Here is a 25,578-nt window from a genome sequence, read left to right as displayed (position 1 = left end):
GCCGTAGGCGGCCGTCGGGTCCGGGGGTGGCTTCCCGCTCCCATTGAATGGGGTGACCCGGCAGGGCTTAGCGGCAATCCGTCGTGTCTTGGCGGAGATTCATGCCCCGCTGGTCATTGTCCGGTGGGGGTGAAGCCGAATCCGCGAGCCCTTGGAGAGTTGACGTCCCAGCCCGGCCGATCCGATCCGGTCTGGTCTATCCCGGTGGGTGGAGTCATCCTGAATGACGCTAGCACGTACATTACTTGCGGTAACCGGGCTGGATATGGGACTTCACGGGGCATATCGGACTCTCGGGGGGCTTAATGTACGCCGTAGCGTCATCGAGCAGCCGATCCCAGACCGGCGATGGGACGGGTGGGGTGGATGGGATCCGCCCTGGCCCGAGCTGGCGATGACGGCTGCGGATTCGGCTTCACCCCCACCGGACATTGACCAGCGGGGCATGAATCCCCGTCAGGAATCGAGTGGCACCCGCTAAGCCGCGCCGGGTCACCCCATTCAATGGGTGCGCTGAACCACCCCCGGGCCCGACGGCCGCCTACGGCGCCCGGGGCCCACCGGGCCCCGGAGCGGATGCCCCTCCCCGGGCCGCCCTCCGAGTGTGAAAAGGCGGGTGAAGGCGACGGGTCAAGGGTGGAGCGAAGCGAAATCGGCGAAGCCGACGCGACGAAGGAGCGCCCTTGAAGCGGCGCCGCAACCCGCCACACTCGGAGAGAGGGCGGCCAACCACCAGAAGCAAACCAAGACCGGCCCACCCCAAGAGCCAGGACCCGCGCCCCCAAGCGCCCCCCGCCTCAGCCCAGGGCCAGCCAGGCCACTCCCGCGAGGACCGCGATCACGACGGCCACTCCCACGATGAGGCCGACGCGCGGGCCGGCCGAAGGGGCCGCCTGCTGCTGGCGCTGCGGGGCACCCTCGTCGACGAAGGCGCGGAACATCTGCGTGTTGCCGGAGGGGTCGTAGCCACCCTCGGGACCCTGACCCTGCGGTGCATGGGGATTGTGTGCCATGGAGCAGGACCCTAGCGAACCGGGGGTTCCGGCCCCAACCCCCGCCCGCCCCTCCCTCCCCTTCCGGCACGTCTCCGGCACCGCTCCCCCGCGCTTCACCCACCTTTGCCGATTCTTTAGCGCCGTTTGACCGATTTAGTTTGCCTGAAGCAACCATCGATATCTATGGTTGCCCTAAGCAACAACATGCATGGGGTGCCCGTTGGAGACGCAGAGCAGCCGCTACGAGAACCTCGCCCGCCAGGTGAGCGCCATCGGCGCCGTGAAACGCGGCATGGCGCGCGTCCTCCCCGTCGAGTGCCAGGGCGGGTCGGCCGCCGTGCTGGCCTTCCTGCGGCACCACGGGGACATGCGCATGAGCCGGCTCGCCGAACTCATGGCCGTCGACATGTCGGTGTGCAGCCGGCACGTCGCCAACACCGTGGACCACGGCTGGGTCGAGCGACTGCCCGACCCGGGCGACCGGCGCTCCCGCATCCTGCGCCTGACGGCCGCGGGCCGGGACATGCTCGACGAACTGAACCACCGGGTGACCCGGGCATTCGCCCGCAACCTCGCGGAGTGGTCCGACGACGACGTCGAACTGCTCGCCACACTGCTGGCCCGCCTCCGGGACTCCTTCGGGGACTGCCGGGCCCTCCAGGCTTGAGACTTCGGAAACAAAGGAACTTCATGGCTACGACCACGCCCGACGTCGGCGTGCGGGACGGCGTCACCGGTCACGGGGACAGCGCTCCCATGACGCACCGGCAGATCATGGAGGCGCTGTCCGGGCTGCTGCTCGGCATGTTCGTCGCCATCCTGTCCTCGACGATCGTCTCCAACGCCCTCCCGCAGATCATCACCGACCTCGGCGGCGGCCAGTCCGCCTACACCTGGGTCGTCACAGCGGCGCTGCTCTCGATGACCGCGACCACCCCGCTCTGGGGCAAGCTCGCGGACCTCTTCTCCAAGAAGCTGCTCGTCCAGATAGCCCTGCTCATCTACGTCGGCGGCTCGGTCGTCGCCGGTCTCTCGCAGAACACCGGCATGCTCATCGCCTGCCGGGTCGTCCAGGGCATCGGCGTCGGCGGTCTGACCGCGCTGTCGCAGATCATCCTGGCCGCCATGATCGCCCCGCGTGAGCGCGGTCGGTACAGCGGCTACCTCGGCGCCACCTTCGCCGTGGCCACCGTCGGCGGCCCCCTGCTCGGCGGTGTCATCACCGACACCGACTGGCTCGGCTGGCGCTGGTGCTTCTACGTCGGTGTGCCCTTCGCGCTGATCGCGCTCCTGGTGCTCCAGAAGACCCTGAAGCTCCCCGTCGTGAAGCGTCAGGTCAAGGTCGACTGGGCCGGTGCGGCCGTCATCAGCGCCGCGGTGTCGCTGCTGCTGATCTGGGTGACCTTCGCGGGCGACAAGTACGACTGGATGTCCTGGCAGACGGCCGCCATGGTCGGCGGCGCGGTCCTGCTCGGCGCGCTCTTCGTCCTCGTCGAGTCGAAGGCCGACGAGCCGATCATCCCGCTGCGCCTCTTCCGCAACCGCACCATCACCCTGGCCTCGCTCGCCTCGCTCTTCGTGGGTGTCGCGATGTTCGCCGGCACGGTCTTCTTCAGCCAGTACTTCCAGCTGGCCCGCAACGAGTCCCCGACGATGTCCGGCGTCCTGACGATCCCGATGATCGCCGGCCTCTTCGTCTCCTCCACCGTCTCCGGCCAGATCATCACCAAGACCGGCAAGTGGAAGGCGTGGCTGGTCAGCGGCGGCGTGCTGGTGACCGGCGGCCTCGGCCTGCTCGGCACGATCCGCTACGACACGGAGTACTGGCACATCGCCGTCTTCATGGCCGTGATGGGTCTGGGCCTCGGCATGATGATGCAGAACCTGGTGCTCTGCACGCAGAACCAGGTCGACCCGTCCGACCTCGGCTCCGCCTCGTCCGTCGTCACCTTCTTCCGCTCGCTGGGCGGTGCGATCGGTGTCTCGGCGCTCGGCGCGGTCATGGCCCACCGGGTCACGCACTACGTCCAGGACGGGCTGACGGCGCTCGGCCCGAAGGCCGCCGCGGCCCTGGGCCAGGGCGGTTCGGGAGGCGGCATCCCGGACATGGACAAGCTGCCGGCCCCGATCCGTACGGTCATGGAGAGCGCGTACGGACACGGTGTCGCGGACGTCTTCCTCTACTCGGCGCCCTTCGCGCTGCTCGCCTTCCTGGTGACGCTGTTCATCAAGGAGGTCGCCCTGAAGAGCAGCAGCACGGTGACCGCCCCGCAGGAGGACTGAGAAGACTCCCGGCCGTGCTTCGAGCGGAGGCGCGGCCGGGTCGGGTACGGAGCGGCGGGCAGGGGACGGCCCGCCGCTCCGTCATGTCATGCCCGGGTCTCCCCGGCGTGCCGGGCGACCATGACCTCGATGCCGGCGACCAGGATGTCCAGGGCGCAGGCGAAGTCCCGTTCCCAGATGTCGCTGACGTCGCCGTGCGTGGCGCGCTCGTCGAGGATCTCCGTCATGCCTTCGAGCTGGACCGAGAATTCGGGGTCGCCTCGGAAGGCCGCGACGGACTGCGCGTAGAACTCGTCCTGGGACATGCCGGCTTCGGCCGCGCGGCGCTCGAACTGGGACTCGATCGTCCCGTAGCCGTACACGAACTGGAAGACCGCCGACATCGCGCCCGGCTGGCCGTTCAGGGGCAGTCCCGTGTCCCGGACCGCGTCCTGGATCCTGCGGGCGACGGCGAGGGCGTGCGGGCCGATGTTCATGTAGGAACCGGCGCTGGGGGACACCCAGGGGTGGCGGACGAGCATCCGGCGGTAGGCGAGCGCGAGGGCCCGCATCCGCTCCCGCCAGCCGCCGGCGGTGTCGATCGCGTCGAGGTCGATCTCGCCGTAGACGGCGTCGAGGGCGAACTCGATGATGTCGTCCTTGGTGTCCACGTACCAGTAGAGCGACATCGCGGTGACGCCCAGTTCGGTGGCGAGCTTGCGCATCGACAGCTTGGCGAGGCCCTCCTCGTCCAGCATCCCGATCGAGGCGGCGACGATCCGGTCGCGGTCGAGGCCGGCGGGGCCGCCTCCGGCGCGGGCGGCCCTCTTCTCCAGCCAGACGCTGGAACGCGCCGGGTTCGCGGCCCGGTCTGCTGCCTTGACCATCGCGTTCCTCCGTCTGTCAGCGGTCCCCTCCCATGCTATGCAGCGGCCGTGTCCGGTTCGGCCGCCACCGCCGCGGACCGCTTCTCCGAGCGTTCGGCGCGCTGGAGCAGCGCCGCCGCGAGCAGGCCGCCCGCGAAGACGGCGATCGCGCCGACGAGTTGACTGGTCTGGAGTCCGGAGGCGAAGGCGTCGGAGATCCCGGCCCGTTCGGCGTCGGTGCCGGCCGCGGCCAGTGCGGCGGGGAGCGAGGTGGCGGTGACGGCGACCAGGGTCGCGAAGCGGGCGTTGAGTACGGCCCCGAGCACGGCGACGCCGAGGCCGTTGCCGAACTCGGCGAGCGTGCCGTTGACGCCGGCGCCGACTCCCGCCTTCTCCGGCGGGATCGCGCTCATGATGGCGTTGGCCATCGCGGGGGACGAGACGGCGATGCCGCCGCCCATGAGGAGCAGGCCGAGGAGCATGCCCCCGTAGCTGCCGTCGGTGCCGCCGCCGAGCAGCGCGATGGAGGTGAGACCGCCGGCGACCAGGGTCATGCCGAGGACGACGGTGGGCGGGGCGCCGAGCCTGGTGACGATCTTCGGGCCGATCCCGGTGAGGTTGAGGGCGACGATCGTCAGCGCGAGCGGGGCCATCCGCAGGCCGGCCTCCAGCGGCTCGTATCCGAGGACGAACTGCAGGTGCTGGGTGAGCAGGAAGAGCGAGCCGCCCATGCCGAAGACGACGAGGATCGAGCCGGCGACGGCGCCCACGAACTTCTGGTTGCGGAAGAAGTGCATGTCGAGCATGGGGTGCGGGGTGCGCAGCTCCCACAGGGCGAAGGCGCCGAGGACGAGGAGCCCGACGGCGGCGGGCAGCAGCACCTCGGCGGAGGTCCAGCCGTGCTCGGGGCCGGTGATGATCGCGTAGACCGCGGCGGTCATCCCGATGGTGGAGAGCAGGGCGCCGAGCAGGTCGGGGCGTTCGCCCTGCGGGTTCTTCGACTCGGGGACCAGCTTCAGCACGGCGACGAGTGCGACGGCCGCGACCGGGAGGTTGACGAGGAAGATCATTCCCCACCAGAAGTGGTCGAGGATCACGCCGCCGATGAGCGGTCCGCCGGCGAAGCCGAGGGAGGCCACGGTGGACCACAGCGCGATGGCCTTGACCCGCTCGGAGTCGTCGAAGATCTGCATGACGACGGCGAGCGTGGTGGTCATGAGCAGTGCGCCGCCGACGCCCATGCCGGCGCGGGCGGCGATGAGCTGGGCGGTGGTGCCGGCGAGGCCGGCGGCGAGCGAGCCGAGGCCGAAGAGCGCGAGGCCCGCGGCGAGCAGCTTCTTGCGGCCGTAGCGGTCGGCGGCGTTGCCGACGGTGAGCAGCAGGCCGGACTGGACGAGCGAGTACGCGTTGATCATCCACTGGATGTCGGTGGTGGACGCGTGGAGTTCGGAGGTCAGCGACGGGATGGCGACGCTGAGGACGGTGTTGTCGAGGAGCACGGTGAGCTGGGCGAGGCAGATGACGCCCAGGATCAGCCAGCGCTGCGGGTGGCCGCCGGTGGTCTGTCCGGCGGTGGGTTCGGTACCGGCGGTCGTCGCCGTCATGAGGCCCCCTTGTACGGTGTACGTGAGTCGAACTCGTACACCGTACAAGGGGGCTCTTACGCTGTATAGCGATTGACTTCCGGGCCACTCCCTCCGGGAATCCCGCCGCCGGGGCTACTTCTTCCGGGTCAGGTCGTAGAAGGTCGAGCCGTCGAGCGTGACCTGCTCGAAGGTGGCGGTGACCCACGTGGAGATCTCCGAGCTCGTGCCGCCACCGGGGCCCGTGCCCCCTCCGCCGCCCCCGCCGATGAAGTAGTGGATCTCCCCCTGGGCCACGTACTGCTTGAACTGCGCGAGGGTCGGCGACGGGTCGCTGCCGTTGAATCCGCCGATCGCCATGACGGGCTTCTCGGTGGCGAGCTGGTAGCTGGCGGCGTTCTGGGCGCCGATCGCGGCGGCGGCCCAGGTGTAGTCGTCCGCGCCGTCGAGCAGCGCGGCCCTGGCCCGGGAGCCGACGCTCGCGCCGTTCAGCAGACCGCCGGCGCCGCCACCGCCCGGGCCGAAGCCTTCGAGGCCGCCGTCGCGCCGCCCCTGACCGTCCTGCGCGCCCTGACCGTCCTGCGCGCCCTGGCCGTCCTGTGTGCCCTGCGGCGGGGTACCGCCGGGCATGCCCTGTCCCTGGCCGCCGGGCATCATGCCCGTGCCGCCGCCAGGGCCCTGACCCGCCTGGCCGCCCTGGCCGCCCGGCATGGCACCGCCGGGGAACTGGCCGTTCCGGCCACCCTGCCCGTCCGCGGCGGCCATCCGCCCACCGCCGCCCGGACCCCGGCCACCCATGGCGCCACCCGCCGGACCGGCCGTCACGATCGAGCCCTGGTGGCCCGCGTCGACCGTCGCCAGCGTGTACGCGAACGGTCCCGCGAGCCCCGCCGCCAGACCGAGACCGGCGACCCCGAGCCCGATCCGGCGGTCGACCCGGCCGGCGAGCAGCAACCCGAGGGCCGCGACCACACCCGCGACCAGCACCGCCCAGCGCAGCCAGGGAAGCCAGTCCGGCGTCCGGCCGAGCAGCACCCAGCTCCACGCCGCCGTGGCCGCGACCGACACCGCCAGCGCCGCCGAGGCGGCGAAGCGGGTCCGCTCCTCCCACAGCACGCCGGCGCCCATGCCGACCAGCGCCGCGATGTACGGCGCGAGAGCCACCGTGTAGTACTCGTGGAAGATGCCGGCCATGAAGCTGAAGACGGCCAGCGTCATCAGCAGCGAACCGCCCCAGACCAGGAACGCGGCGCGGGCCGTGTCCGTGCGCGCCGCGCGGCGCGTGACCAGCAGACCGGCGACCAGCAGGATCAGCGCGGCCGGCAGCAGCCAGGAGATCTGGCCGCCGACGGCGTCGTTGAACATCCGCCCGATGCCGGTCTCGCCCCAGCCACCACCACGGCCGCCACCACCGGGCATGCCCGCCCCGGTCGGCAGCTCGCCACCCGCGAACTCGGCGCCACCGGGGGCGCCCCCGCCGCGGGCCCCGCCGCCCACGCTCCCGGTCTCGTCGCCGTTGAGCCGGCCGAGCCCGTTGTAGCCGAAGGTGAGCTCCAGGAAGCTGTTGTTCTGCGAGCCTCCGACATACGGCCGGGAGGACGCCGGCCACAGCTCGACCAGGGCCACCCACCACCCGGCGGACACCACCATCGCGAGGCCGGCGAGCGCGAGCCGGCCGATCCGGCGGCCGAGGCCGCCGGGCGCGCACACCACGTACACCAGGGCCAGCGGCGGCAGGATGAGGAACGCCTGCAGCGTCTTGGCGAGGAACGCGAATCCGAAGGCCACCCCGGCCCCCACCAGCCACTTCGTCCCGCCCCGCTCCAGTGCCCGCAGGACGCAGTAGACGGCGACCGTCATGAGCAACGCCAGCAACGCGTCCGGGTTGTTGAAGCGGAACATCAGGGCGGCGACCGGCGTGAGCGCGAGGACGGCGCCCGCGATCAGCCCGGCACCCGCGCCGAACCGGCGCCGGACCGCCGCGTACAGGACCGCCACGGTCGCCACGCCCATCAGCACCTCGGGCACCAGGATCTGCCAGGAACCGAGCCCGAAGAGGCGGACGGACAGGGCCATCGGCCACAGAGCGGCCGGCGGCTTGTCGACGGTGATGGCGTTGGCCGCGTCGAGCGAGCCGAAGAAGAAGGCCTTCCAGCTCTCGCCGCCGGCCTGCACGGCCGCGGAGTAGAAGGAGTTGGCGTAGCCGGAGGCGCTCAGGTTCCAGAGGTAGAGCGCGGCGGTCGCCAGCAGGAGGCCCAGGAAGGCCGGCCGGACCCAGGGGGCGTCGTCGGGCCGCCCGCGCCAGAGCCGTACGGGCCACGGGCGGGCGGGCCGGGCGTGAGTCGTCGAGGTCATCGGGAGGTCCTTGCGGTGGAGTCGGAGTCCGGGAAGACCCAGAGCCGGAAGAGGAGGAAACGCAGCACGGTCGCGGCGAGGTTGGCGGTGATCAGCACCGCCAGCTCGGTGGAGTGGGCCGGGTCGCCGCCGACCGCGCCGAGCGCGGCCAGCGAACCGCTGGTCAGGGCGAGACCGATGCCGAAGACCACGAGACCCTGCGCCTGGTGGCGCACTGCGCGGTCCCGTCCCCGCACCCCGAAGGTCAGGCGCCGGTTGGCCGCGGTGTTGGCGACGGCCGAGACGAGGAGGGCGGCGGCGTTGGCGAGCTGGGGGCCGGCGCCCGTGCGGAAGAGCGAGTAGAGCGCCAGGTAGAAGAGGGTGGACAGCGCGCCGACCACACAGAAGCCGACCAGCTGACGGGCCAGTCCGCGCGGCACCCCGGCGAGCCGGCGGTCCCGCGGGTCGTCGCCGAAGGGGCGGGCCAGCCGGTCCAGCGGCAGCGAACCCGTCGCGAGCGCCCGCCCCACCCGCCAGACGCCCTTCAGGTCCTCGCTCGCCGTCCGCACGATGTGGACGCTGGAGTCGGGGTCGTCGACCCAGTCGACGGGGACCTCGTGGATCCGCAGCCCCGCCCGTTCGGCGAGCACCAGCATCTCCGTGTCGAAGAACCAGCCGGTGTCCTCGACCATCGGCAGCAGCCGCTCGGCCACCTCACGCCGGATCGCCTTGAACCCGCACTGGGCGTCGGAGAAGCGGGCGGCGAGCGAGCCGCGCAGGATCAGGTTGTAGGCCCGGGAGATGAACTCCCGCTTCGGCCCGCGCACCACCCGCGAGGAACGCGCCAGCCGGGAGCCGATCGCCAGGTCCGAGTGACCGGAGATGAGGGGCGCGACGAGCGGCAGCAGCGCGTTGAGGTCCGTGGACAGGTCCACGTCCATGTAGGCGAGGACGGGCGCGTCCGAGTGCGACCACACCGTCCGCAGCGCACGGCCTCGCCCCTTCTGCTCCAGTCGCACGGCGCGCACCTCGGGCAGTTCGTCGGCCAGGCCCGCCGCGACCACCGGGGTGCCGTCGGTGGAGGCGTTGTCGGCGACCGTGATCCGGAAGCCGTAGGGGAAGGTGCGGGAGAGGTGCTCGTGGAGCCGCAGGATGCAGGGCTCCAGGTCCTTCTCCTCGTTGTGGACGGGAATCACCACGTCGAGGACGGGCCGCCCGGCCGCGCCCACGGGCAGGTGTTCCCGGGCGGGAAGGGTGCCGGGCGTGGGTCCCGTTGTCGATTGGGTTCGCATGGCCACGACCCTCGCCGGGGCCGCTGTCACGGCTGTGTGATGAGCCTGTGCCCTGCCTGTGAGTCGGAGGCGCCGGCCGCCGGGACGGTGTCCTCCGCGGCGCTGCCGAGGGGCAGCGACACGGCGAACACGGTCGCGCCGGGCCTGCTGCGCACGGTCACCTCGCCGCCGTGCGCCACGGCGACCGCGCGGACGATCGCCAGGCCCAGACCCGTGCTCCCGCCGCCCGCACGGCGTGCCCGGGAGGCGTCGCCGCGCGCGAAGCGCTCGAAGACGGACGGGAGGAGGTCCGCGGGGATGCCGGGGCCGTCGTCCTCGACCTCCAGCACGGCCCGGTCGCCGTCCTCCCGCACGCGGGCGGTGACCGTCGTGCCGGGCGGGGTGTGCGTACGGGCGTTTCCCAGGAGGTTGACGAGGACCTGGTGCAGGCGGGCGTCGTCCGCCTCCACCGACACGGCGTGCCCGGGGAGTTCGAGGCGCCAGTGGTGGTCCGGGCCGGCCGCGCGGGCGTCGGAGAGGGCGTCCACGACCAGCGGCGCGAGCTCGGTGCTCCCGCGGGACAGCGGGCGGCCGGCGTCCAGCCGGGCGAGCAGCAGCAGGTCCTCCACCAGGCCGGTCATCCGGGTGGCCTCGGACTCGATCCGCCCGAGGGCGTGCCGCGTGTCGGGACCGCACTCCTCCCGGCCGCGCCGGGTCAGCTCGGCGTAGCCGCGGATCGAGGCCAGGGGTGTGCGCAGCTCGTGGCTGGCGTCCGCGACGAACTGCCGGACCCGGGTCTCGCTCTGCTGGCGGGCGTGGAGCGCGGAGTGGACGTGGTCGAGCATCCGGTTGATGGCCGCGCCGACCTGCCCGACCTCGGTCCGCGGATCGGCCTCGGGCACGCGCTGGTCGAGCGCGACCTCGCCGCTGTGCAGGGGGAGTTCGGAGACCTGGGTGGCGGTCGCGGCGACCCGGCGCAGCGGCCGGAGGGCGATCCCCACCAAGGCGCCGCCGGCGAGCGACGCGGCGACCAGCCCGGCACCGGTGACGCTCAACTCGACCAGGACCAGGGTGGAGAGCGAGTCCTGGACCTCGGCCAGCGGTATGCCGGTGAGGTAGTCCCCGCGGGCGCCGGAGGCGTACTCCACCCGGTAGTCGCCGAGACCGCCGGGGAGTTCGACCGTGTGCGGCTCGCCGTCGCGCGGGACGGCGGCGAGGGCGGTCCGCTGGGCCGCGTCGAGGGAGGTGGACTGGGGGCCGTCGTACGTCTCCCCGTTGCCGTCGAAGACCTTGGCCTCCTTCAGCTCGCCGTCCACGACCTCCGCTCCGACCGTGCCCAGCGGAGTGCCCGGCCCGAGGACGAAGCCGAGGGGGCTCCGCGGGCTCTGCGGGCTCTGCGGGACGTCGGGGGCGCCGGGCGGGCCGGCGGCCCGGTTCGAGACGCTGCGCAGCTGCCGGTCGGCCTGGTCGTACAGGTAGGAGCGGAAGGCGAGCGTCGTCACCGTCCCGATGACGGCGGCGACGACCGCGATCAGGGTGACGGCCGAGACCACGAGCCGGGTCCGCAGCGACCAGGGCCCGGTCCGCGGGGACCGCCGCCGCGCGGCACGCGGGGCGGCCGGACGGGACGAGACCGGCACGGACGGGGCGGGGCCCTGCGGGGACGGGGCGGACATGCGGCGGCTACTCCCCCGGCTTGATGAGGTACCCGGCGCCGCGCCGGGTGTGGATCATGGGGGAGCGCCCCGCGTCGATCTTCCGCCGCAGGTAGGAGATGTACAGCTCGACGACGTTGGCCTGGCCGCCGAAGTCGTACGACCACACCCGGTCGAGGATCTGCGCCTTGCTGAGCACCCGGCGGGGATTGCGCATGAGGTACCGCAGCAGCTCGAACTCGGTGGCCGTGAGGTGGATCGACTCGCCGCCGCGGGTCACCTCGTGGCTGTCCTCGTCGAGGGTGAGGTCGCCGACGGCCAGCAGCGACTCGCTGCGCGCCTGCGCGGCGCCGGAACGCCGGATCAGCCCGCGCAGCCGTGCCACGACCTCCTCCAGGCTGAACGGCTTGGTGACGTAGTCGTCGCCGCCCGCCGTGAGCCCGGCGATCCGGTCCTCGACGGCGTCCTTCGCCGTCAGGAACAGCACCGGCACCTCGGGCAGCTCGCGCCGCAGCCCGGCGAGCACGGACAGGCCGTCCATGTCGGGCAGCATCATGTCGAGGATCACCGCGTCGGGCCGGAACTCCCGCGCCACGCGCAGCGCCCCGGCGCCGTCGCCGGCACTGTGGACCTGCCAGCCCTCGTAGCGCAGGGCCATGGAGAGGAGCTCCGCCAGCGACGCCTCGTCGTCCACGACGAGGACACGGACGGCGGAGCCGTCGGGCCGGAGCATGTCGGTGCGCCGATGCGGCGTGATGGCGGTCATGCTCCCACGCTGTCCGCCGGTACTGAGATCTCCCTTTCGCTTACCTGTGAATTCCCTGAGAACCGTCCGCTCCCCCGGACCGGCCGTCGCGCGCCCCCTCCCGGAGCCGCCCCCGGGGCAGCGAGAACAGCTCGGCGGCGTTGTCGTGGAGGACCGCGCGGAGCCAGTCGTCGCCGAGCCCGAGCCCTTCGAGCGCGTCCAGCTGGTGGGCGTAGGGGTACGGGATGTTCGGGAAGTCCGAGCCGAGGAGGATCCGGTCGCCGAGGGCCAGCAGCCGCGGGCGCTCGTCCGCGGGGAACGGCGCGAGACGTTCGCTGAAGTCCGTGAAGGCCATCGTGGTGTCCAGGTGGACGCCCTCGTACCGCTCGGCCAGGTCGAGGAAGTCGGAGTACTCGGGCATCCCCATGTGCGCGACGATCAGCCTCAGCCCGGGGTGGCGGGCCAGCAGCCGCCCGACGGGACCGGGCCCGGTGAACTTGCCGGCCACGGGTCCCGAGCCGCAGTGCACGACCACCGGCACGCCGGCCTCGGCGATCGCGCCCCAGCAGCCGTCCAGCAGCTCGTCGTTGGGATCGAAGCCACCGACCTGGAGATGCACCTTGAAGACGCGCGCCCCGCCGTCCAGGGCCTGCCGGACGTATCCGGCGGCCTCCGGCTCCGGATAGAGGGTCGCCGTGTGCAGGCAGTCCGGGGTGCGGGCCGCGAAGTCGGCGGCCCAGCCGTTGAGCCACCGGGCCATGCCGGCCTTGTGCGGGTAGAGCATCGAGGTGAACGCGAGGACCCCGAACTCCCTGAGGAGGGCGACCCGGCGCTCCTCCTCCTCGCGGTAGGTGATGGGCCATTCCAGGCCGGTGAGGGGCCCGACGGCGTCGAAGTACGCCCACACCTTGTCGAGGACGTTCTTGGGCATGAAGTGGGTGTGGACGTCGACGAGTCCGGGGAGCCCCAGCCGCTCGGCGAGGGCCCGGGGGTCAGTTCCGCTCAAAGCCGTAGCTCCGCTCGACCCTGCCGATGTGGACGCTGTAGCTCTCGTACCAATGCTCCCGCCCGTGCCGCTTGGCCGCCTGGTGCTCGGCGTGGTGCTGCCAGGCGGTGAGGGCGTCGAGGTCGCGGAAGTACGCGACGGTGATGCCCAGGCCGCCGGGGGTGCGGGCGGACTCGTAGCCGAGGTAGCCGGGGATCTCCTGGACGAGCTCCTGCATCCGGGCGGAGGTCTCCGCGTAGCCCTCGGGGTGGTCGGGCCGGACCGAGGTGAAGACAGCCGTGTAGTAGGGCGGTTCGAGGCCCGCCACCGGTTTCGGGGTCATGTGGATCACCTTGGGCCGGGGGAGGCGGGCCTGTCCACGGGGGTCGCCGAAAGGGATCCAAGTCTTTACGGTCACCGGGCGGGGCGGTCGGACGGGCGGCACCGGGTCCGCGCCGGTGCTGCGGGGACCGGTCCGCGGCGGGTCCGTGCCGGTGCTGCGGGGGCGGGTCCGCGGCGGGACCTCGGCAGGTCCCCTGCGGGTCAGAAGAGGCCGTCCTGGCGCTGCGGCGTGGGGCCGAGGACCGGTACGGAGACGGCTGCGCCGGGAGAGGCGGAGACGAGTCCCCAGCCGCTCATCAGCCGGGTGTCGAGGGCGAGCGCCCGCCCCGCCGGGTCCAGCAGGTGCAGGTCGGGGCCGGCGGCGGCGAGCAGCCGGCCGGTGACCGCTCCGCCGTCGACGAGTTCGGCGACGGAGCCGTCGAGCGGCGGCAGCGCGTCGAGCCGGAACGCCTCGCCGTGGTCGTGCACCCGCGGGGGAAGCGGCTCCAGCGTCTCTGCCCATCCGGCGAGCCCGACGGCCCGCCGGTGCAGCTCCTCGATCTCGCGGGCGCGCTCGGCGACGGGCGGCAGGTCGTGGCGTACGGCGCGCTTCTGCGCGTACGGGATCCGGTCGGGCACCTTCAGCGCGTGCCGCAGCAGTTCCTCGGTCCGCCGCGCGGCCATGAGCGGGCCCCGCCCGAGCCAGCCGAACGCGACGGCCCCCTGTTCCAGCAGGCGGGCGTCGCCCCGGGCCTCCGCCGTGATCCCGACCTTGACCATCCCGGGCCCGAACCAGGCGAGGTACACGCGGTACGGCCGCGGGTCGTCGGCGGTCGTGTCCGCCGCCACCGAGTGCAGCCGGTCGAGGCGCGCGCACTCGGGGCACCGGCCGCCGGTGCTGCGGGCGGGCACCGTCGCGTCGAGCGGGCAGGGGTTCCCACGGGCTCCGGGGCACCGGCGCGGCCCCACGGCCCGGAAACCGAGCTGCTGCCCGTAGCCGAGCGCGGACACCCGCCCGCCCTCCCACCGCAGTCCCGGCACGCCACCGCTCCACCGCAACCCGGCACACCGCCACACCACGTGCCCACTCCCGTCCCACGCCTCCGGAGCGACCAGTCTGCGTCACGGGACCACGGCCGCGGCGTTCGCGCCCGGGCGCCCGGGCGCGTACGGGTTCCGGAAGCCGCACGCGCACCCGCCCCTGCCGGAAGCCGGGTGTCTCACGGACGGGCCGACGCCTCCTCCGCGGGGCACAGCATGCGGTGGTCCGGAACCACCGGATCACCGAGCGCCGGCTCGATCCCCCGGACGCGCACGGCCACCGACCCGTCCTGCCCGTGCACCAGCCGCCAACGGAACCGCGGGAGGACGTCCTTGGCGGGCAGTTCGACGGTGGCAAGCACGATCCAGCGGTCGTAGTTCGTCGGGAACACCCGCACCTCTGCGCCGCACTCCCGGCAGGGCGCCGGCTCGATCCACGCCGTGTCCTCGGGATCCGGATCGGGCCGGGGCGCGGCCGTGGCGCCCTCGTCCGCGGCCAGGTCGTTGGCGGCGCGGTTCCAGCAGTCGTCGCAGAGCACGGCCATGAGACTGATCCGGCCCCGCGCCCGCACGCCCGTGCCCTCCGTCGCACACCCCTGGCAGACCGATCCCGGAAAGTCCCCTGTCGCCCCCATACGCCCGAGTGTGAGCGCCGGGACACGGTCCTGACAGGTCGCGATCCGGCCGCGTTGGCGCGGTCAGGACCGTGTGCCGGCCGCCTTGAGCCGGAAACCGACGAGGACGAGCCCGGTACCCGGTCCGTCGCGCGCCGTGTCCACGAACCGGACCGCGCCCGCCGGCCGATCGCGTACGCGGCCCTCCTGAGTCACAACACCCGGGTGAAGCTGAGTAGGTGCGCTCTGCCCGGGCACGGGCACGAGCGGCGACGCTGGGACCATGCGACAAGGACCTCGGAACCTCACCCCCCGGCTGCCGGCGACACTCACGACGGCCCTGGCGGCGCTCGCGCTGTGGGCCGCCTGGCTGGGCTGGGACCAGCACCGCGACGTGCACCCCGACGGGTCGACGACCGGCCCGTACGAGGCCTGGCAGGTGATCGGGCTGGTGCTGACGCTGCTGGTGCCGGTGTACTGGGCGGCGGCCAAGGGCTACTTCGCGGACGCGGTCCTGGGCACCTCGGCCGGGCTGACCGTCGCCGCCTTCTACGACTGGTCGGACGACTCCAGCGGCCTCTACGTGATCGGCGTCGGCATGGTCATGATCGGAAGCCTCGCCGTGACCGCCGGCGTGACCGCCGTGGTGGCGGCCATCCACCGGGACCGCCCGCCGACGCCCCCGAGCCGCTAGTCCGCGGGGCAGGGGCGTGGGCCCCACGGGCCCCGCACCCGCGCCGGATTGCCACCCCGTCACCGCGGCGGATCACCCGGCAACGCGAGAGGCCCCGGACTTTCGTCCGGGGCCTCTCATGCTGTGCACTCGGCAGGATTCGAACCTGCAACCTTCTGATCCGTAGTCAGATGCTCTATCCGTTAAGCTACGAGTGCTTGTGCTTCCCGGCTTTTTTCTTGCCGGTCGGCGTTGCGTGGACAACATTACATGACCTGCGCCGTGACGCGAAATCCATTAGCCAGACCCCCTCTGACCTGCGAAAACACCCTCTGAGAGTGGTGGCGTGCCCGCCGGACGGGTGAAGGGGGAGCGCGCTCCCCACGGCCGGAAGGGGCGGGTACGGGCCCGAACGGGGTCCGAGCCCGGACCGGGTGAGGGTCGGGAAAGGCAAGACCCGTGCGCGCCCCGAAACGGCCGAAGCCCCGGCCGTGGGGCCGGGGCTTCGGTAGGGGCGGAGGCGGAGGGATTTGAACCCTCGATGGGCTTTAAGGCCCAAACCGCATTAGCAGTGCGGCGCCATAGACCGGACTAGGCGACGCCTCCATGCACCCCGCGCGGGCGCGGACGGTGCGTGCAGATGATGACACAGGCGAGCCGTGCGTCACCAATCGCTTCTCACCGTACTAGTCCTCCCGGGCCCAGGGCAAAGCCCCGCGGCGCACTCCGGTTGCGCAACGAACGGCAGTACGGAGCGTTAGAGGGAGTGGGGCATCACCGCCTGCCACCCGCGTCCCTGGAGTTCGTATGCTGCGCCGCTCTGTCCTCGCGACCTTCGCGACCTTCGCGACCCTCGCCACCGCCTCGGCCGCGCCCACCGCCGGCGCCGTCGAGGCCCCGGTGCTGGGGCCGATTCCGCCGCTGTCGCTGCTGGCGGAGGCGGACGGCCTCACCGTGACCGTCTCCAAGAGCGGGCACCCCAAGGCCGACGGCACCTTCCGGCTCGAGTGCGACGGGCGGGCCGGCGGGAACCACCCGGCCGCCAAGGACGCCTGCCGGCGGCTCGAACAGATCGCGCGGCAGGGCACGGACCCCTTCCAGCCGGTCGGCAAGGACCGGCTCTGCACCCAGCAGTACGGCGGCCCGGCCCTCGCCCACATCACCGGAAAGTGGCAGGGCCGCAGCGTGGACGCCCGTTTCTCCCGGGCCGACGGCTGCGAGATCGACCGCTGGGAGAACCTGGAGCCGGTGCTGCCGATCGTGCGGGGGTGACGTGAGGATGACGGTCGGATCTTGCCGGAGGCATGCGACCGTGCCCCACGCCCGTCGAGCCTGCCCTTAGACTCCCTCTCAGTGACAGGCTGCGGCCCGCGGGGCAAGATGGGCGGCCAGCCGCCAGGCAAGGTGCAGTGGGTCAGGGAGGAAGCGTCGTCGTGAGCAGCAGGCCATCCCGAGGCGCTGCTCGCCTCGCAGCGATACTCGACGCCCTCCCCGACGGCCTCGTGCTCGTCAACTGCAACGGCACGGTCGTCAACGCCAACACCATCGCCCTCGGCATGTTCGAGACCCCCGGCACCGCTCTGGTCGGCCGCGGGCTGCTCGACCTGCTGCCCACGTTCGACTCCCGGCTGATCCCCGGGTCGATGCGGCTGCCCGAGGGCGCCGACGAGCGGGGCCGTACCAAGCCGACCCGGATGATCGCGCGCCGCACCGACGGCAGCGAGTTCGCCGTCGAGGTCACCAGCGCCAATCTGGAGGACGGGCGCGAGGCCTACGACTCGTACACCGGCTACACCGGCGACGAGCTGCTCATGCTCGTCGTCCGGGACCTCACCGGCACGCTCGACACCGAGGCCGAACTCGCCCGCTCGCAGCGCCAGACCGAGATGATCCTGCGCGCCGCGGCCGAGGGCGTCGTCGGCACGGACACCGACGGGCAGGTCGTGCTCGTCAACCCGGCCGCCGCGCAGATCCTCGGCTTCCGCGCCAGCGACCTCGGCGGCAAGGAGCTGCACCCGCTGATCCTGCACTCCCGTCCGGACGGCGAGCCGTTCCCGTACGAGGAGTCGCCGCTCGCCGACACGCTCAAGTCCGGGCGCAAGCACCGGGTCCGCGGGCAGGTGCTGTGGGCGAAGAACGGCGACCGGGTGCCGGTCGACCTGACGACCGCGCCGGTACGGGACGGCGACCAGCTCGTCGGCGCGGTGATGACCTTCACCGACCGGCGCCCCTACGAGAAGCTCTCCGAGAAGCACGCCACGGAGGTCGCCGACCTCACGGAGCGGCACGCGGCGGAGCGGGAGCGGCAGAACGAGCGGTTCGAGGCGCTGACCGCCCGGCACGAGCAGCTGACGGCCGTCCTCGGCGAGTCGCTGCGCGGGCCGCTGGAGGAGCTGCGCGCGGAGCTGTCCACGCTCGCCGCGGACGACGCCGGCCAGCTGTGGCCGGAGGCGAACCAGCTGCTGCACCACCTGGCCGCCGGATACGCGCGGATGACCACGCTGGTCGACAACGTCCTCGGGTACCAGCGGCTGGACGCCGGTGCGGAGGAGCTCACCAGGAGCGTGGAGCTGCTCGACGGCATCGTGACCGCCGGCGTCGACGGGGCCGTGGAGCTCATCGGGCCGGGCCGGGCGCAGTTCGCCGTGCACGCGCCGCCCATCGAGGCCGAGGTCGACGCGGGACGGCTGGCGACGGCGCTGGCGCACCTGGTCGCGGACGTGGCCGGGGTCGACTCGACCGGCAAGGCCAAGGTCGTGGCGGGTACGGGTTACGTCGACTCCACGATCGTGGTGGCGGCGGCGCAGCGCGGAGACGTCGTACGGATCGAGGTGCGCGGGCCGTACGCCGGCGGCGACCCGGTCCACCAGCCCATCGTGCGCGGGATCGTGGCCGCGCACGGCGGTGTGGTGCAGACGCACGAGGTGCCCGGGATGAGCGGCAGCGCGTACGTCCTGGAGGTGCCGCTCGGCGCCGGCCGGGGCACGGTGGCGCCGCCGCCCGCTCCCGAACCCGAGCCGCGGCCCGTGCCGCAGGACGGCTCCGGGGGCGGCGGGCAGCTCGCCCTGCCCGCGCAGGCTTCGGAGACCCAGGGCGGCGGACGGCGGCGCGCCCGGCGGGCGTCCACCGACGCGTTCCTGGAGAGCCCCGTGGCGGTCGAGGGCGGTGTGGAGCCCACCGGGCGCCGTCGTGGGCGTACGGAGGCGGCTCAGGGTCCGGCGGAGCTGATCCCGGCCCAGAACGCCGGTACGAACACGCCCGGTGCCGGTCCGGAGGCCCTGCCCGGCGACGGCGCGGGCGCCGTGCCGGTCGCGGCCGAGCCCACCGGACGGCGTCGCGGCCGTCCCGCCGAGGGCGCCGTGGTGACCGCGGCCGAAGGTGCCCAGGGGCGCGCCGCGCTCGGGAACACCGTGCCGCCGCAGGGTGTGCCCGCCGAGGCACCCGCCCTGGCCCGCGCGCTGCCCGCCGTCGCGGGCGCCGGGGAGCCCACCGGGGACGGCCGGCCCACCGGTCGCAGGCGGCGCGCGCTCGCCGCCGCTCAGGAGCGGGCGGCGGCGGCCGAGTCCGGTCCGCGCACGCCGTTCGCGCTGCCGCCGGCGGACGCGGACCGGGGTGACCCGGACCGGGGCGACGCCGCGGGCCTGTCGCCCGTGTCGGCGGCGGGGTCCCCGCAGCCGTCCGGACTCGTGCCCGCCGCGGGCCCGGCGCCGATGCCCGCGCCGATGCCGATGCCGATGCCGATGCCCGCGCCGATGGTGGTGGGCGACGAGGGGCGGCACGACGCCGCCCTGTCCGGCCCGGACACCGATCACACGCCTCCGCAGCCGCACCCGCTGCCGGGACCGACCGGCCGGCGCCGGGCCGCCGTCCGGGACGAGTCCGCGCAGGAGGCGCCCGCCGCGACGCCGGCCACCGCCCAGGAGGCCGGAACCCCGGCCGGCGGCACCGGCTCCGTACCGCTGCCGCCCGCGCTGCCGACACCCGCCCGGCCGACGTCCGCGCACCCGACGCCCGCACAGCCCCTGCCCGCCGAGGCTCCGACCGACGTGACGACCACGCAGAGCGGCCGGGCGTTCAGCGTGCGCACGCTCGGGCAGGGCGTCCCCTTCGCCCAGCAGATCGCCGCGCAGCAGAACGGCCAGGCCACCCAGAACGGCCAGGGCACCCAGGGCGGTCAGAACGGTGCCTCGAACGGCTCCGGGCGGCGGCGCAGGCTCGCCACCCGGCCCGAGGGGGGCACCGCCCAGCCGGCCGCGACGGCGGCCGGGACGGCGACGGAGACCGCCGCCAAGCCCCATCCGCAGCCGGGCACCGCGCCCAAGCGGGTGCCCTCGGTCCCCGAGGGCCGCTCGTACGCCATAGGAGCGCCCGCCGAGGGCTCCGCCGAGGGGCCCGAGCCGCTGGACGGTCCGGGCGGCGCGGTCGAGGTCGCCAACAGGCCGCTGCCCCAGCCGGTCGACGACGAGCTGCCGCCGGAGCCGCTGGACAACCCGCGCCGGCTGCTGGTCTGGCCCGCCCCGGACGTCCAGACGCAGCAGGCGCTGAGCGACCGCGGCTACCGCCCGGTGATCGTGAACTCCCGCGAGGAGGTCGACGCGCAGATCGCCGCGTTCCCCGCCGCGCTCTTCGTCGACCCGCTGACCGGCCCCATCACCCGGACCGCGCTCCAGTCGCTGCGCCAGGCGGCCGTCGCCGCCGAGGTGCCGGTGCTGCTCGCGGCCGGGCTCGGGCAGGCGACCCGGGAGGCTGCGTACGGCGCCGATCCCGCCGTCCTGCTCAAGGCGCTCGCCCCGCGGGACAGCGAGCAGCACCCGTCCCGCGTGCTGCTGATCGAGGAGCACGACGAGATCGCGGACGCGCTCGCGGCGACCCTGGAGCGGCGCGGCATGCAGGTGGCGCGTGCCGCGGCGGACTCGGAGGCGGTCACGCTGGCCACGCAGATGCGGCCGAACCTGGTGGTGATGGACCTGATGCAGGTGCGTCGCCGGCGGGCCGGGATCATCGACTGGCTGCGGGCGAACGGGCAGTTGAACCACACGCCGCTCGTCGTCTACACCTCGACCGGTCTCGACGAGGCGGAGCTGCCGAAGCTCGCGGCGGGCGAGACGGTCCTCTTCCTCGCGGAGCGTTCCACCACCACCGAGGTGCAGGCCCGGATCGTGGACCTGCTCGCGAAGATCGGCACCAACTAGGGGGTGTCCGGGCCTGGACCTGGTCCTGGCCGGGCGAGGCCCGGGAAGCCCGGAAGGGCGGCCACACGTCGAAGGGGAGGGGCGTCGCGCCCCTCCCCTTCGTGCTCCCGCCGCTGTCACGGCCCTCGGGGGGCTACAGCTGCGTCACGTCCAGCTCGCCCTCCGCGTACTGCCGGCGGATCACCTTCTTGTCGAACTTGCCCACGCTCGTCTTCGGCACCGCCTGCACGATCGACCAGCGCTCCGGCAGCTGCCACTTGGCGACCGACTGCCCGAGGAACTCCTTCAGCGCCGCGTAGTCCACCGTGGCGCCCTCCTTGAGGACGACGGTCGCCAGCGGGCGCTCGCCCCACTTCTCGTCCGGTACGGCGACGACCGCGGCCTCGGCGACCTCCGGGTGCGCCATGATCGCGTTCTCGAGGTCGACGCTGGAGATCCACTCGCCGCCGGACTTGATGACGTCCTTGGCGCGGTCGGTGAGCGTGAGGTAGCCGTCCGGACTGATGACGCCGACGTCACCGGTCTTCAGCCAGCCGTCCTCGCTGAACTTGTCGGCGGGGCGGATCGCCTCGCCGTCCACGCCGCCGAAGTACGAGCCGGCGATCCAGGTGCCGCGGACCTCCAGCTCGCCCGCCGACTCGCCGTCCCACGGGAGGTGTTCGCCGCCGGGGCCGACCAGCCGCGCCTCGACGCCGGCCGGGAAGCGGCCCTGGGTGACGCGGTAGGGCCACGCCTCCTCGTCGGTCAGTCCGGCGGGCGGGTGGGCCATGGTGCCGAGCGGGGACGTCTCCGTCATGCCCCAGGCGTGGCAGAGCCGGACGCCGAGCTTGTCGTACGCCTCCATGAGCGAGGGGGGACAGGCCGCGCCGCCGATGGTGACCTGGCTCATGGAGGACAGGTCGCGGGGGTGGGCGGTGACCTCGGCGAGGAGGCCCTGCCAGATGGTGGGGACGGCGGCGGCGTGGCTCGGCTTCTCGCGCTCGATCATCTCGGCGAGCGGGGCGGGCTGGAGGAACCGGTCCGGCATGAGCATGTTGATGCCGGTCATGAAGGTGGCGTGCGGCAGACCCCAGGCGTTGACGTGGAACTGCGGGACGACGACGAGGGTCGTGTCCTTCTCGGTCAGGCCCATCGACTCGGCCATGTTCACCTGCATGGAGTGCAGGTAGATCGAGCGGTGCGAGTAGACGACGCCCTTGGGGTCGCCGGTGGTGCCGGAGGTGTAGCACATGGCCGCGGCCGAACGCTCGTCCAGCTCCGGCCAGTCGAAGGTGGTGGGCCGGCCCGCGATCAGCTCCTCGTAGTCGTGCACGCGCGGCGCGACGCCCTCGAGGACGGAACGGTCGCCGGGGCCCGCGACCACGATGTGCTCGAGGGTCGGCAGGTGCGGAAGCAGCGGCGCGAGGAGCGGGAGGAGGGAGCCGTTGACGAGGACGACCCGGTCGGCGGCGTGGTTGACGATCCACACCAGCTGCTCGGGGGGAAGCCGCAGGTTGAGGGTGTGCAGGACCGCGCCCATGGACGGGATCGCGAAGTACGCCTCGACGTGCTCGGCGTTGTTCCACATGAGCGTGGCGACCCGCTGGTCGCCGGTGACTCCGAGTTCGTCGCGCAGGGCGTTGGCCAGCTGGGTGGCACGTGCGCCCGTCTCCGCGAAGGTGCGGCGCTGCGGCTCGGGCTCGCCCGTCCAGGTGGTGATCAGTGACTTCCCGTGGATCGTCATCCCGTGCTTCAGGATGCGGGTCACGGTCAGCTGTACGTCCTGCATGGTGCTCAGCACGGCGTCCTCCCGGTGGGCGCTACGTGGCAGTAAGGGTGTGCAGATTCTGCGCACATACCACGCGGTATGTCACTACCCGGGAGTACGGAAATTGCCAGTGATCGCTGGCGGGGGCGGTGCGCCGGGCCCGTCCTGGCCTTCCGTCCGGCACGGAATCCGCCCCGCGGCGACGGATCACGGGGCAGCCGTCACCGCACCGGAGTCAGCTCCGGATCCTCGCGGAGCTTGCCGAGCGCCCGCGACACCGCGCTCTTGACCGTGCCGATCGACACACCGAGCACCTCCGCCGTCTGCGCCTCGCTCAGGTCCTCGTAATACCTGAGGACGACCATCGCCCGCTGGCGGTCGGGGAGCTTCATCACGGCCCGCCACATGGCGTCGTGCAGCACCTGCTGCTCGGCCGGGTCCGCCTGGGGCAGTCCGGCCGGCTCGGGCAGCTCGTCGCAGGCGAACTCGTCGACCTTGCGCTTGCGCCACTGGGAGGTCCGGGTGTTCAGCAGCGCGCGGCGGACGTACCCGTCCAGGGCACGGTGGTCCTCGATCCGTTCCCAGGCCACGAAGGTCTTGGTCAGCGCGGTCTGGAGCAGGTCCTCGGCGTCGAACGGGTTCGCGGTCAGCGAGCGCGCGGTGCGCAGCAGCACGGGCCCGCGGGCCCGGACGTAGGTGGCGAACGACGGGTAGCCGGCGGCCAGGGCGGCGCGGCCGGCGGGCGCGGCGGCGACACCGGTGGCGGCCTTGGACGCGCCCGTGCAGACGGGGCCAGAGGGTGGCGGAGTCATGGTTCCACGCTAGGAGCGGGCGCGTGCCGGGGGATCGGCCCCAGGTCCCGACCCGCACTCCGCCTCAGGTTGTAGGGGTGGGGACAGCTGGACCTCCTCAAGGTGGAGGAGCCACTCAGGGTCGGGACGGGGTGCGAGCGGGTGCGTGGCCCCGCGCCGCAGGCAGGACAGGACCTCGCGGGCAGCCCCGGGGGCGGCGGGGGGAGGAGGCCCCCACCGGGTCGGCCGGTGGGGGCGAGGGCGGGCGCCGGTCAGTGGGAGACGGAGTCGAACGGGTCGCCGGAGGCGATGGAGGCGACCGGCCCGTCGACGGCGTTCCGGTCGATGGTCAGGGTGCGGCCCCCGTGGGACTCGCGGACGTTGCCCGCGTACTGGTGGATCCGGCCGTGCTCCAGCCAGGCCGGCATGGGCAGGGCGCTCTCCGAGTAGAGGGCGGGCTCGCCCAGCCAGCGCGCGAACCAGATCACCGCGGGGAGGTCTTCGTAGCCGGCCTTCCGCGCCTCCTCCATGTGCTGCACACCGCTGTCGGCGCTGCTGTAGAAGCCCGGCAGATAGCCCTGCCCGCGGACCTCCCGGTTCCAGGCCCGGACGAAGAGGAGCGTGGTCTCGGTGCAGGCGGAGTCGGTGAGCGGATAGGCCTCCATGTCGAGGTAGAGCGCGCTGCCCGGCGTGATCCCGAGCGCGGCGGCCGCCCGGACGGCGTCGGCCCCCTCCTGGGTGCCCTGGGTCCAGGGGTCGTCGCCGATCGGGACGTGCTTCTTGTTCTGGGCGAAGACGCAGGGCGCCTGCGAGCCGACGAAGACCGGGAGCAGTCGCCAGCCCTGGGCGTGCACCGAGGCGACCCAGTGCGAGGTCAGGTTGGGCTGCGCCGGGCAGCCCCGGCCGCGACCGCCGAAGTAGACGCCGACGGCCCGGTACGGCGACGCGAGCCAGGCCTCCATCACCGCGAGCGACGGCGCCTCGCAGGTGTCGAAGCCCTTCCCGGTGAAGTACCGGTACGTGACGGGGTCGCCGCCCGGGGCCGCCGGGGCGCCCCGGGCCTCGGATCCGGCCGTCCGAGGGGGACCGGCTCCGCGCGCGGAGCCGGTCGGAGGGGTGGGGGCGGCCGTCGCGGGGGCGACGAGCAGCGCGACGGCGAGCGCGGCCTGCACGAGCCGCGCCCGTACGGACCGGTCGCGGTAAGGCGTCGCGGCCAGGGAGCTGTTCATGGGGCGAGTGAAGAACGGCCCGCCCGGCCCGGCCACCGCTCGGGCCGACTCCTCAGCCGTCCGTGCCCAGGATCAACCCGGACGTGGGAACCCCGGTGCCCGCCGTGACCAGCGCCCGCGACGCGCCCGGCACCTGGTTCACGGACGTGCCCCGCATCTGGCGCACCGCCTCCGCGATGCCGTTCATCCCGTGGAGGTACGCCTCCCCGAGCTGACCGCCGTGGGTGTTCAGCGGCAACCGGTCCGCCGCCACGAAACCGGCCGCCTCGCCGGGCGCGCAGAACCCGAACTCCTCCAGCTGCATGAGGACGAACGGCGTGAAGTGGTCGTAGAGGATGCCGACGTCGATGTCGCCGGGGGCCAGTCCGGACGTCCGCCACAGCTGCCGGGCCACCACGCCCATCTCGGGCAGACCGGTCAGGTCGTCCCGGTAGAAGCTGGTCATCGCCTCCTGGTTGCGCCCGGCACCCTGCGCGGCGGCCACGACCAGGGCGGGCGGATGGCGCAGGTCGCGGGCCCGCTCGGGCGTGGTGACGACGAGCGCCTGTCCGCCGTCGGTCTCCTGGCAGCAGTCGAGGAGGCGCAGCGGCTCGGCGATCCAGCGCGAGGCGGCGTGGTCGGCGAGGGTGATCGGCTTCCCGTGGAAGTAGGCGGCGGGGTTGCGGGCGGCGTGGCGGCGGTCGGTGACGGCCACGTGGCCGAACGCCTCGGGGGTCAGGCCGTACGTGTGCAGATAGCGCTGGGCGGTCATGGCCACCCAGGAGGCGGGGGTGAGGAGCCCGAAGGGGAGCTGCCAGCCGAGCGCGGCGCCCTCGGCGGAGGGTTCGCGCTGCTGGACGCCGGAGCCGAAGCGGCGGCCCGAGCGCTCGTTGAACGCCCGGTAGCAGACGACGACCTCGGCGACGCCGGTGGCGACGGCGAGGGCGGCCTGCTGGACGGTGGCGCAGGCGGCCCCGCCGCCGAAGTGGATGCGGGAGAAGAACGAGAGCTCCCCGATGCCGGCGGCCTGGGCGACCGTGATCTCGGGGCTCGTGTCCATCGTGAAGGTGACCATGCCGTCGACGTCGGCGACGTCGAGCCCGGCGTCGTCGAGCGCCGCGTGCACCGCCTCGACGGCGAGCTTCAGCTCGCTGCGGCCGGAGTCCTTGGAGAACTCGGTCGCGCCGATGCCGGCGATGGCGGCCCGGCCGCCGAGGCTGTCGGCCCTGCGGACGCTCATGCCCGCTCCTCCCGTGCGTTCCGGTGTGCCGCGGCGGGCTCCGCGGCCGAGGCGG

The 25,578-nt window shown here is 73.3% G+C and carries 20 protein-coding genes and 2 tRNA genes; 5 read left to right on the top strand and 17 right to left on the bottom strand.

Annotated elements, in window-relative coordinates:
- Positions 1–797: 797 nt before the first annotated feature.
- Complete coding sequence (locus ACGFZF_RS10435; protein WP_393552937.1) at positions 798–1,013, bottom strand: hypothetical protein; 216 nt, start codon at positions 1,011–1,013, stop codon at positions 798–800.
- A 202-nt stretch (positions 1,014–1,215) separates the two neighbouring features.
- On the opposite strand from ACGFZF_RS10435, the gene ACGFZF_RS10430 reads away from it, so the two are divergent.
- Together ACGFZF_RS10430 and ACGFZF_RS10425 are read left to right on the top strand one after the other, a co-directional pair.
- The gene (locus ACGFZF_RS10430; RefSeq protein ID WP_393552935.1) at positions 1,216–1,662 is read left to right on the top strand and encodes a MarR family winged helix-turn-helix transcriptional regulator; all 447 of its coding nucleotides are present in this window, start codon (positions 1,216–1,218) and stop codon (positions 1,660–1,662) included.
- 23 nt (positions 1,663–1,685) lie between these two features.
- Positions 1,686–3,278, top strand: a complete 1,593-nt coding sequence (locus tag ACGFZF_RS10425) for an MDR family MFS transporter (RefSeq protein ID WP_393552933.1) — start codon at positions 1,686–1,688, stop codon at positions 3,276–3,278.
- Between the two features lie 86 nt (positions 3,279–3,364).
- On the opposite strand, the gene ACGFZF_RS10420 is transcribed toward ACGFZF_RS10425, so the two are convergent.
- The 10 genes from ACGFZF_RS10420 to ACGFZF_RS10375 form a co-directional block, all read right to left on the bottom strand.
- A complete protein-coding gene (locus ACGFZF_RS10420) occupies positions 3,365–4,144 on the bottom strand; it encodes a TetR/AcrR family transcriptional regulator (RefSeq protein WP_393552931.1) in 780 nt (259 codons plus the stop codon).
- A gap of 35 nt (positions 4,145–4,179) precedes the next feature.
- Positions 4,180–5,727, bottom strand: a complete 1,548-nt coding sequence (locus ACGFZF_RS10415; protein ID WP_393552930.1) for an MFS transporter — start codon at positions 5,725–5,727, stop codon at positions 4,180–4,182.
- A gap of 114 nt (positions 5,728–5,841) precedes the next feature.
- On the bottom strand, positions 5,842–8,061 hold the full coding sequence (locus tag ACGFZF_RS10410; protein ID WP_393552929.1) for an ArnT family glycosyltransferase: 2,220 nt from the start codon (positions 8,059–8,061) through the stop codon (positions 5,842–5,844).
- On the bottom strand, positions 8,058–9,332 hold the full coding sequence (locus ACGFZF_RS10405) for a bifunctional glycosyltransferase family 2/GtrA family protein (protein WP_356601234.1): 1,275 nt from the start codon (positions 9,330–9,332) through the stop codon (positions 8,058–8,060). Before ACGFZF_RS10405 ends, ACGFZF_RS10410 begins: the two co-directional genes overlap by 4 nt.
- Positions 9,333–9,358: 26 nt before the next feature.
- A complete protein-coding gene (locus tag ACGFZF_RS10400) occupies positions 9,359–10,987 on the bottom strand; it encodes a sensor histidine kinase (protein ID WP_393552928.1) in 1,629 nt (542 codons plus the stop codon).
- A 7-nt stretch (positions 10,988–10,994) separates the two neighbouring features.
- A complete protein-coding gene (locus ACGFZF_RS10395; protein ID WP_147978700.1) occupies positions 10,995–11,732 on the bottom strand; it encodes a response regulator transcription factor in 738 nt (245 codons plus the stop codon).
- Between the two features lie 40 nt (positions 11,733–11,772).
- The gene (locus tag ACGFZF_RS10390; protein WP_393552926.1) at positions 11,773–12,717 is read right to left on the bottom strand and encodes an amidohydrolase family protein; all 945 of its coding nucleotides are present in this window, start codon (positions 12,715–12,717) and stop codon (positions 11,773–11,775) included.
- A complete protein-coding gene (locus ACGFZF_RS10385) occupies positions 12,704–13,039 on the bottom strand; it encodes an antibiotic biosynthesis monooxygenase family protein (protein ID WP_393552924.1) in 336 nt (111 codons plus the stop codon). Before ACGFZF_RS10385 ends, ACGFZF_RS10390 begins: the two co-directional genes overlap by 14 nt.
- A gap of 200 nt (positions 13,040–13,239) precedes the next feature.
- A complete protein-coding gene (locus tag ACGFZF_RS10380; protein ID WP_393552922.1) occupies positions 13,240–14,097 on the bottom strand; it encodes a DUF2797 domain-containing protein in 858 nt (285 codons plus the stop codon).
- Positions 14,098–14,237: 140 nt separating this feature from the next.
- Positions 14,238–14,603 (bottom strand): DUF6083 domain-containing protein, encoded by a 366-nt coding sequence (locus ACGFZF_RS10375; protein ID WP_393552919.1) that lies wholly within the window; start codon positions 14,601–14,603, stop codon positions 14,238–14,240.
- A gap of 352 nt (positions 14,604–14,955) precedes the next feature.
- Here ACGFZF_RS10375 and ACGFZF_RS10370 point away from each other — a divergent pair, with 352 nt between their 5' ends.
- The gene (locus ACGFZF_RS10370) at positions 14,956–15,366 is read left to right on the top strand and encodes a hypothetical protein (RefSeq protein WP_393552916.1); all 411 of its coding nucleotides are present in this window, start codon (positions 14,956–14,958) and stop codon (positions 15,364–15,366) included.
- Between the two features lie 124 nt (positions 15,367–15,490).
- Here the strand turns inward: ACGFZF_RS10370 and ACGFZF_RS10365 are convergent.
- Positions 15,491–15,563: transfer RNA gene (locus tag ACGFZF_RS10365), tRNA-Arg, on the bottom strand.
- A 297-nt stretch (positions 15,564–15,860) separates the two neighbouring features.
- Positions 15,861–15,951, bottom strand: a tRNA-Ser gene (locus ACGFZF_RS10360).
- 201 nt (positions 15,952–16,152) lie between these two features.
- Here ACGFZF_RS10360 and ACGFZF_RS10355 point away from each other — a divergent pair.
- Positions 16,153–16,617, top strand: a complete 465-nt coding sequence (locus tag ACGFZF_RS10355) for an SSI family serine proteinase inhibitor (protein ID WP_393552913.1) — start codon at positions 16,153–16,155, stop codon at positions 16,615–16,617.
- Between the two features lie 161 nt (positions 16,618–16,778).
- Positions 16,779–20,537 carry a PAS domain-containing protein gene (locus ACGFZF_RS10350; RefSeq protein ID WP_393552910.1) on the top strand — a complete coding sequence of 1,253 codons (3,759 nt, stop codon included), beginning with the start codon at positions 16,779–16,781 and terminating at the stop codon, positions 20,535–20,537.
- A gap of 133 nt (positions 20,538–20,670) precedes the next feature.
- On the opposite strand, the gene ACGFZF_RS10345 is transcribed toward ACGFZF_RS10350, so the two are convergent.
- The 4 genes from ACGFZF_RS10345 to ACGFZF_RS10330 all read right to left on the bottom strand — a co-directional run bounded on the left by ACGFZF_RS10345 (position 20,671) and on the right by ACGFZF_RS10330 (position 25,523).
- Positions 20,671–22,317: a long-chain fatty acid--CoA ligase gene (locus ACGFZF_RS10345; RefSeq protein WP_393552907.1), complete on the bottom strand. Its 1,647-nt coding sequence runs from the start codon at positions 22,315–22,317 to the stop codon at positions 20,671–20,673.
- A 188-nt stretch (positions 22,318–22,505) separates the two neighbouring features.
- Positions 22,506–23,096, bottom strand: a complete 591-nt coding sequence (locus ACGFZF_RS10340; protein ID WP_356601244.1) for a SigE family RNA polymerase sigma factor — start codon at positions 23,094–23,096, stop codon at positions 22,506–22,508.
- A gap of 251 nt (positions 23,097–23,347) precedes the next feature.
- Positions 23,348–24,304: a DUF1906 domain-containing protein gene (locus tag ACGFZF_RS10335; protein WP_393552903.1), complete on the bottom strand. Its 957-nt coding sequence runs from the start codon at positions 24,302–24,304 to the stop codon at positions 23,348–23,350.
- Between the two features lie 52 nt (positions 24,305–24,356).
- Positions 24,357–25,523 carry a lipid-transfer protein gene (locus tag ACGFZF_RS10330; protein WP_393552900.1) on the bottom strand — a complete coding sequence of 389 codons (1,167 nt, stop codon included), beginning with the start codon at positions 25,521–25,523 and terminating at the stop codon, positions 24,357–24,359.
- Positions 25,524–25,578 lie beyond the last annotated feature (55 nt).

The organism is Streptomyces sp. NPDC048338 (assembly GCF_043201055.1).
GTDB lineage: Bacteria > Actinomycetota > Actinomycetes > Streptomycetales > Streptomycetaceae > Streptomyces.
The sequence above is the reverse complement of the archived record's forward strand: the minus strand, read 5'-3'. Positions and strand labels throughout refer to the sequence as shown.

Coding starts and splice junctions, on each gene's coding strand:
- ACGFZF_RS10435 (WP_393552937.1), bottom strand. CDS start 1,013: ATGGCACACAATCCCCATGCACCGCAGGGTCAGGGTCCCGAGGGTGGC.
- ACGFZF_RS10370 (WP_393552916.1), top strand. CDS start 14,956: ATGCGACAAGGACCTCGGAACCTCACCCCCCGGCTGCCGGCGACACTC.
- ACGFZF_RS10410 (WP_393552929.1), bottom strand. CDS start 8,061: ATGACCTCGACGACTCACGCCCGGCCCGCCCGCCCGTGGCCCGTACGG.
- ACGFZF_RS10405 (WP_356601234.1), bottom strand. CDS start 9,332: ATGCGAACCCAATCGACAACGGGACCCACGCCCGGCACCCTTCCCGCC.
- ACGFZF_RS10330 (WP_393552900.1), bottom strand. CDS start 25,523: ATGAGCGTCCGCAGGGCCGACAGCCTCGGCGGCCGGGCCGCCATCGCC.
- ACGFZF_RS10375 (WP_393552919.1), bottom strand. CDS start 14,603: ATGGCCGTGCTCTGCGACGACTGCTGGAACCGCGCCGCCAACGACCTG.
- ACGFZF_RS10385 (WP_393552924.1), bottom strand. CDS start 13,039: ATGACCCCGAAACCGGTGGCGGGCCTCGAACCGCCCTACTACACGGCT.
- ACGFZF_RS10340 (WP_356601244.1), bottom strand. CDS start 23,096: ATGACTCCGCCACCCTCTGGCCCCGTCTGCACGGGCGCGTCCAAGGCC.
- ACGFZF_RS10400 (WP_393552928.1), bottom strand. CDS start 10,987: ATGTCCGCCCCGTCCCCGCAGGGCCCCGCCCCGTCCGTGCCGGTCTCG.
- ACGFZF_RS10395 (WP_147978700.1), bottom strand. CDS start 11,732: ATGACCGCCATCACGCCGCATCGGCGCACCGACATGCTCCGGCCCGAC.
- ACGFZF_RS10355 (WP_393552913.1), top strand. CDS start 16,153: ATGCTGCGCCGCTCTGTCCTCGCGACCTTCGCGACCTTCGCGACCCTC.
- ACGFZF_RS10420 (WP_393552931.1), bottom strand. CDS start 4,144: ATGGTCAAGGCAGCAGACCGGGCCGCGAACCCGGCGCGTTCCAGCGTC.
- ACGFZF_RS10425 (WP_393552933.1), top strand. CDS start 1,686: ATGGCTACGACCACGCCCGACGTCGGCGTGCGGGACGGCGTCACCGGT.
- ACGFZF_RS10335 (WP_393552903.1), bottom strand. CDS start 24,304: ATGAACAGCTCCCTGGCCGCGACGCCTTACCGCGACCGGTCCGTACGG.
- ACGFZF_RS10415 (WP_393552930.1), bottom strand. CDS start 5,727: ATGACGGCGACGACCGCCGGTACCGAACCCACCGCCGGACAGACCACC.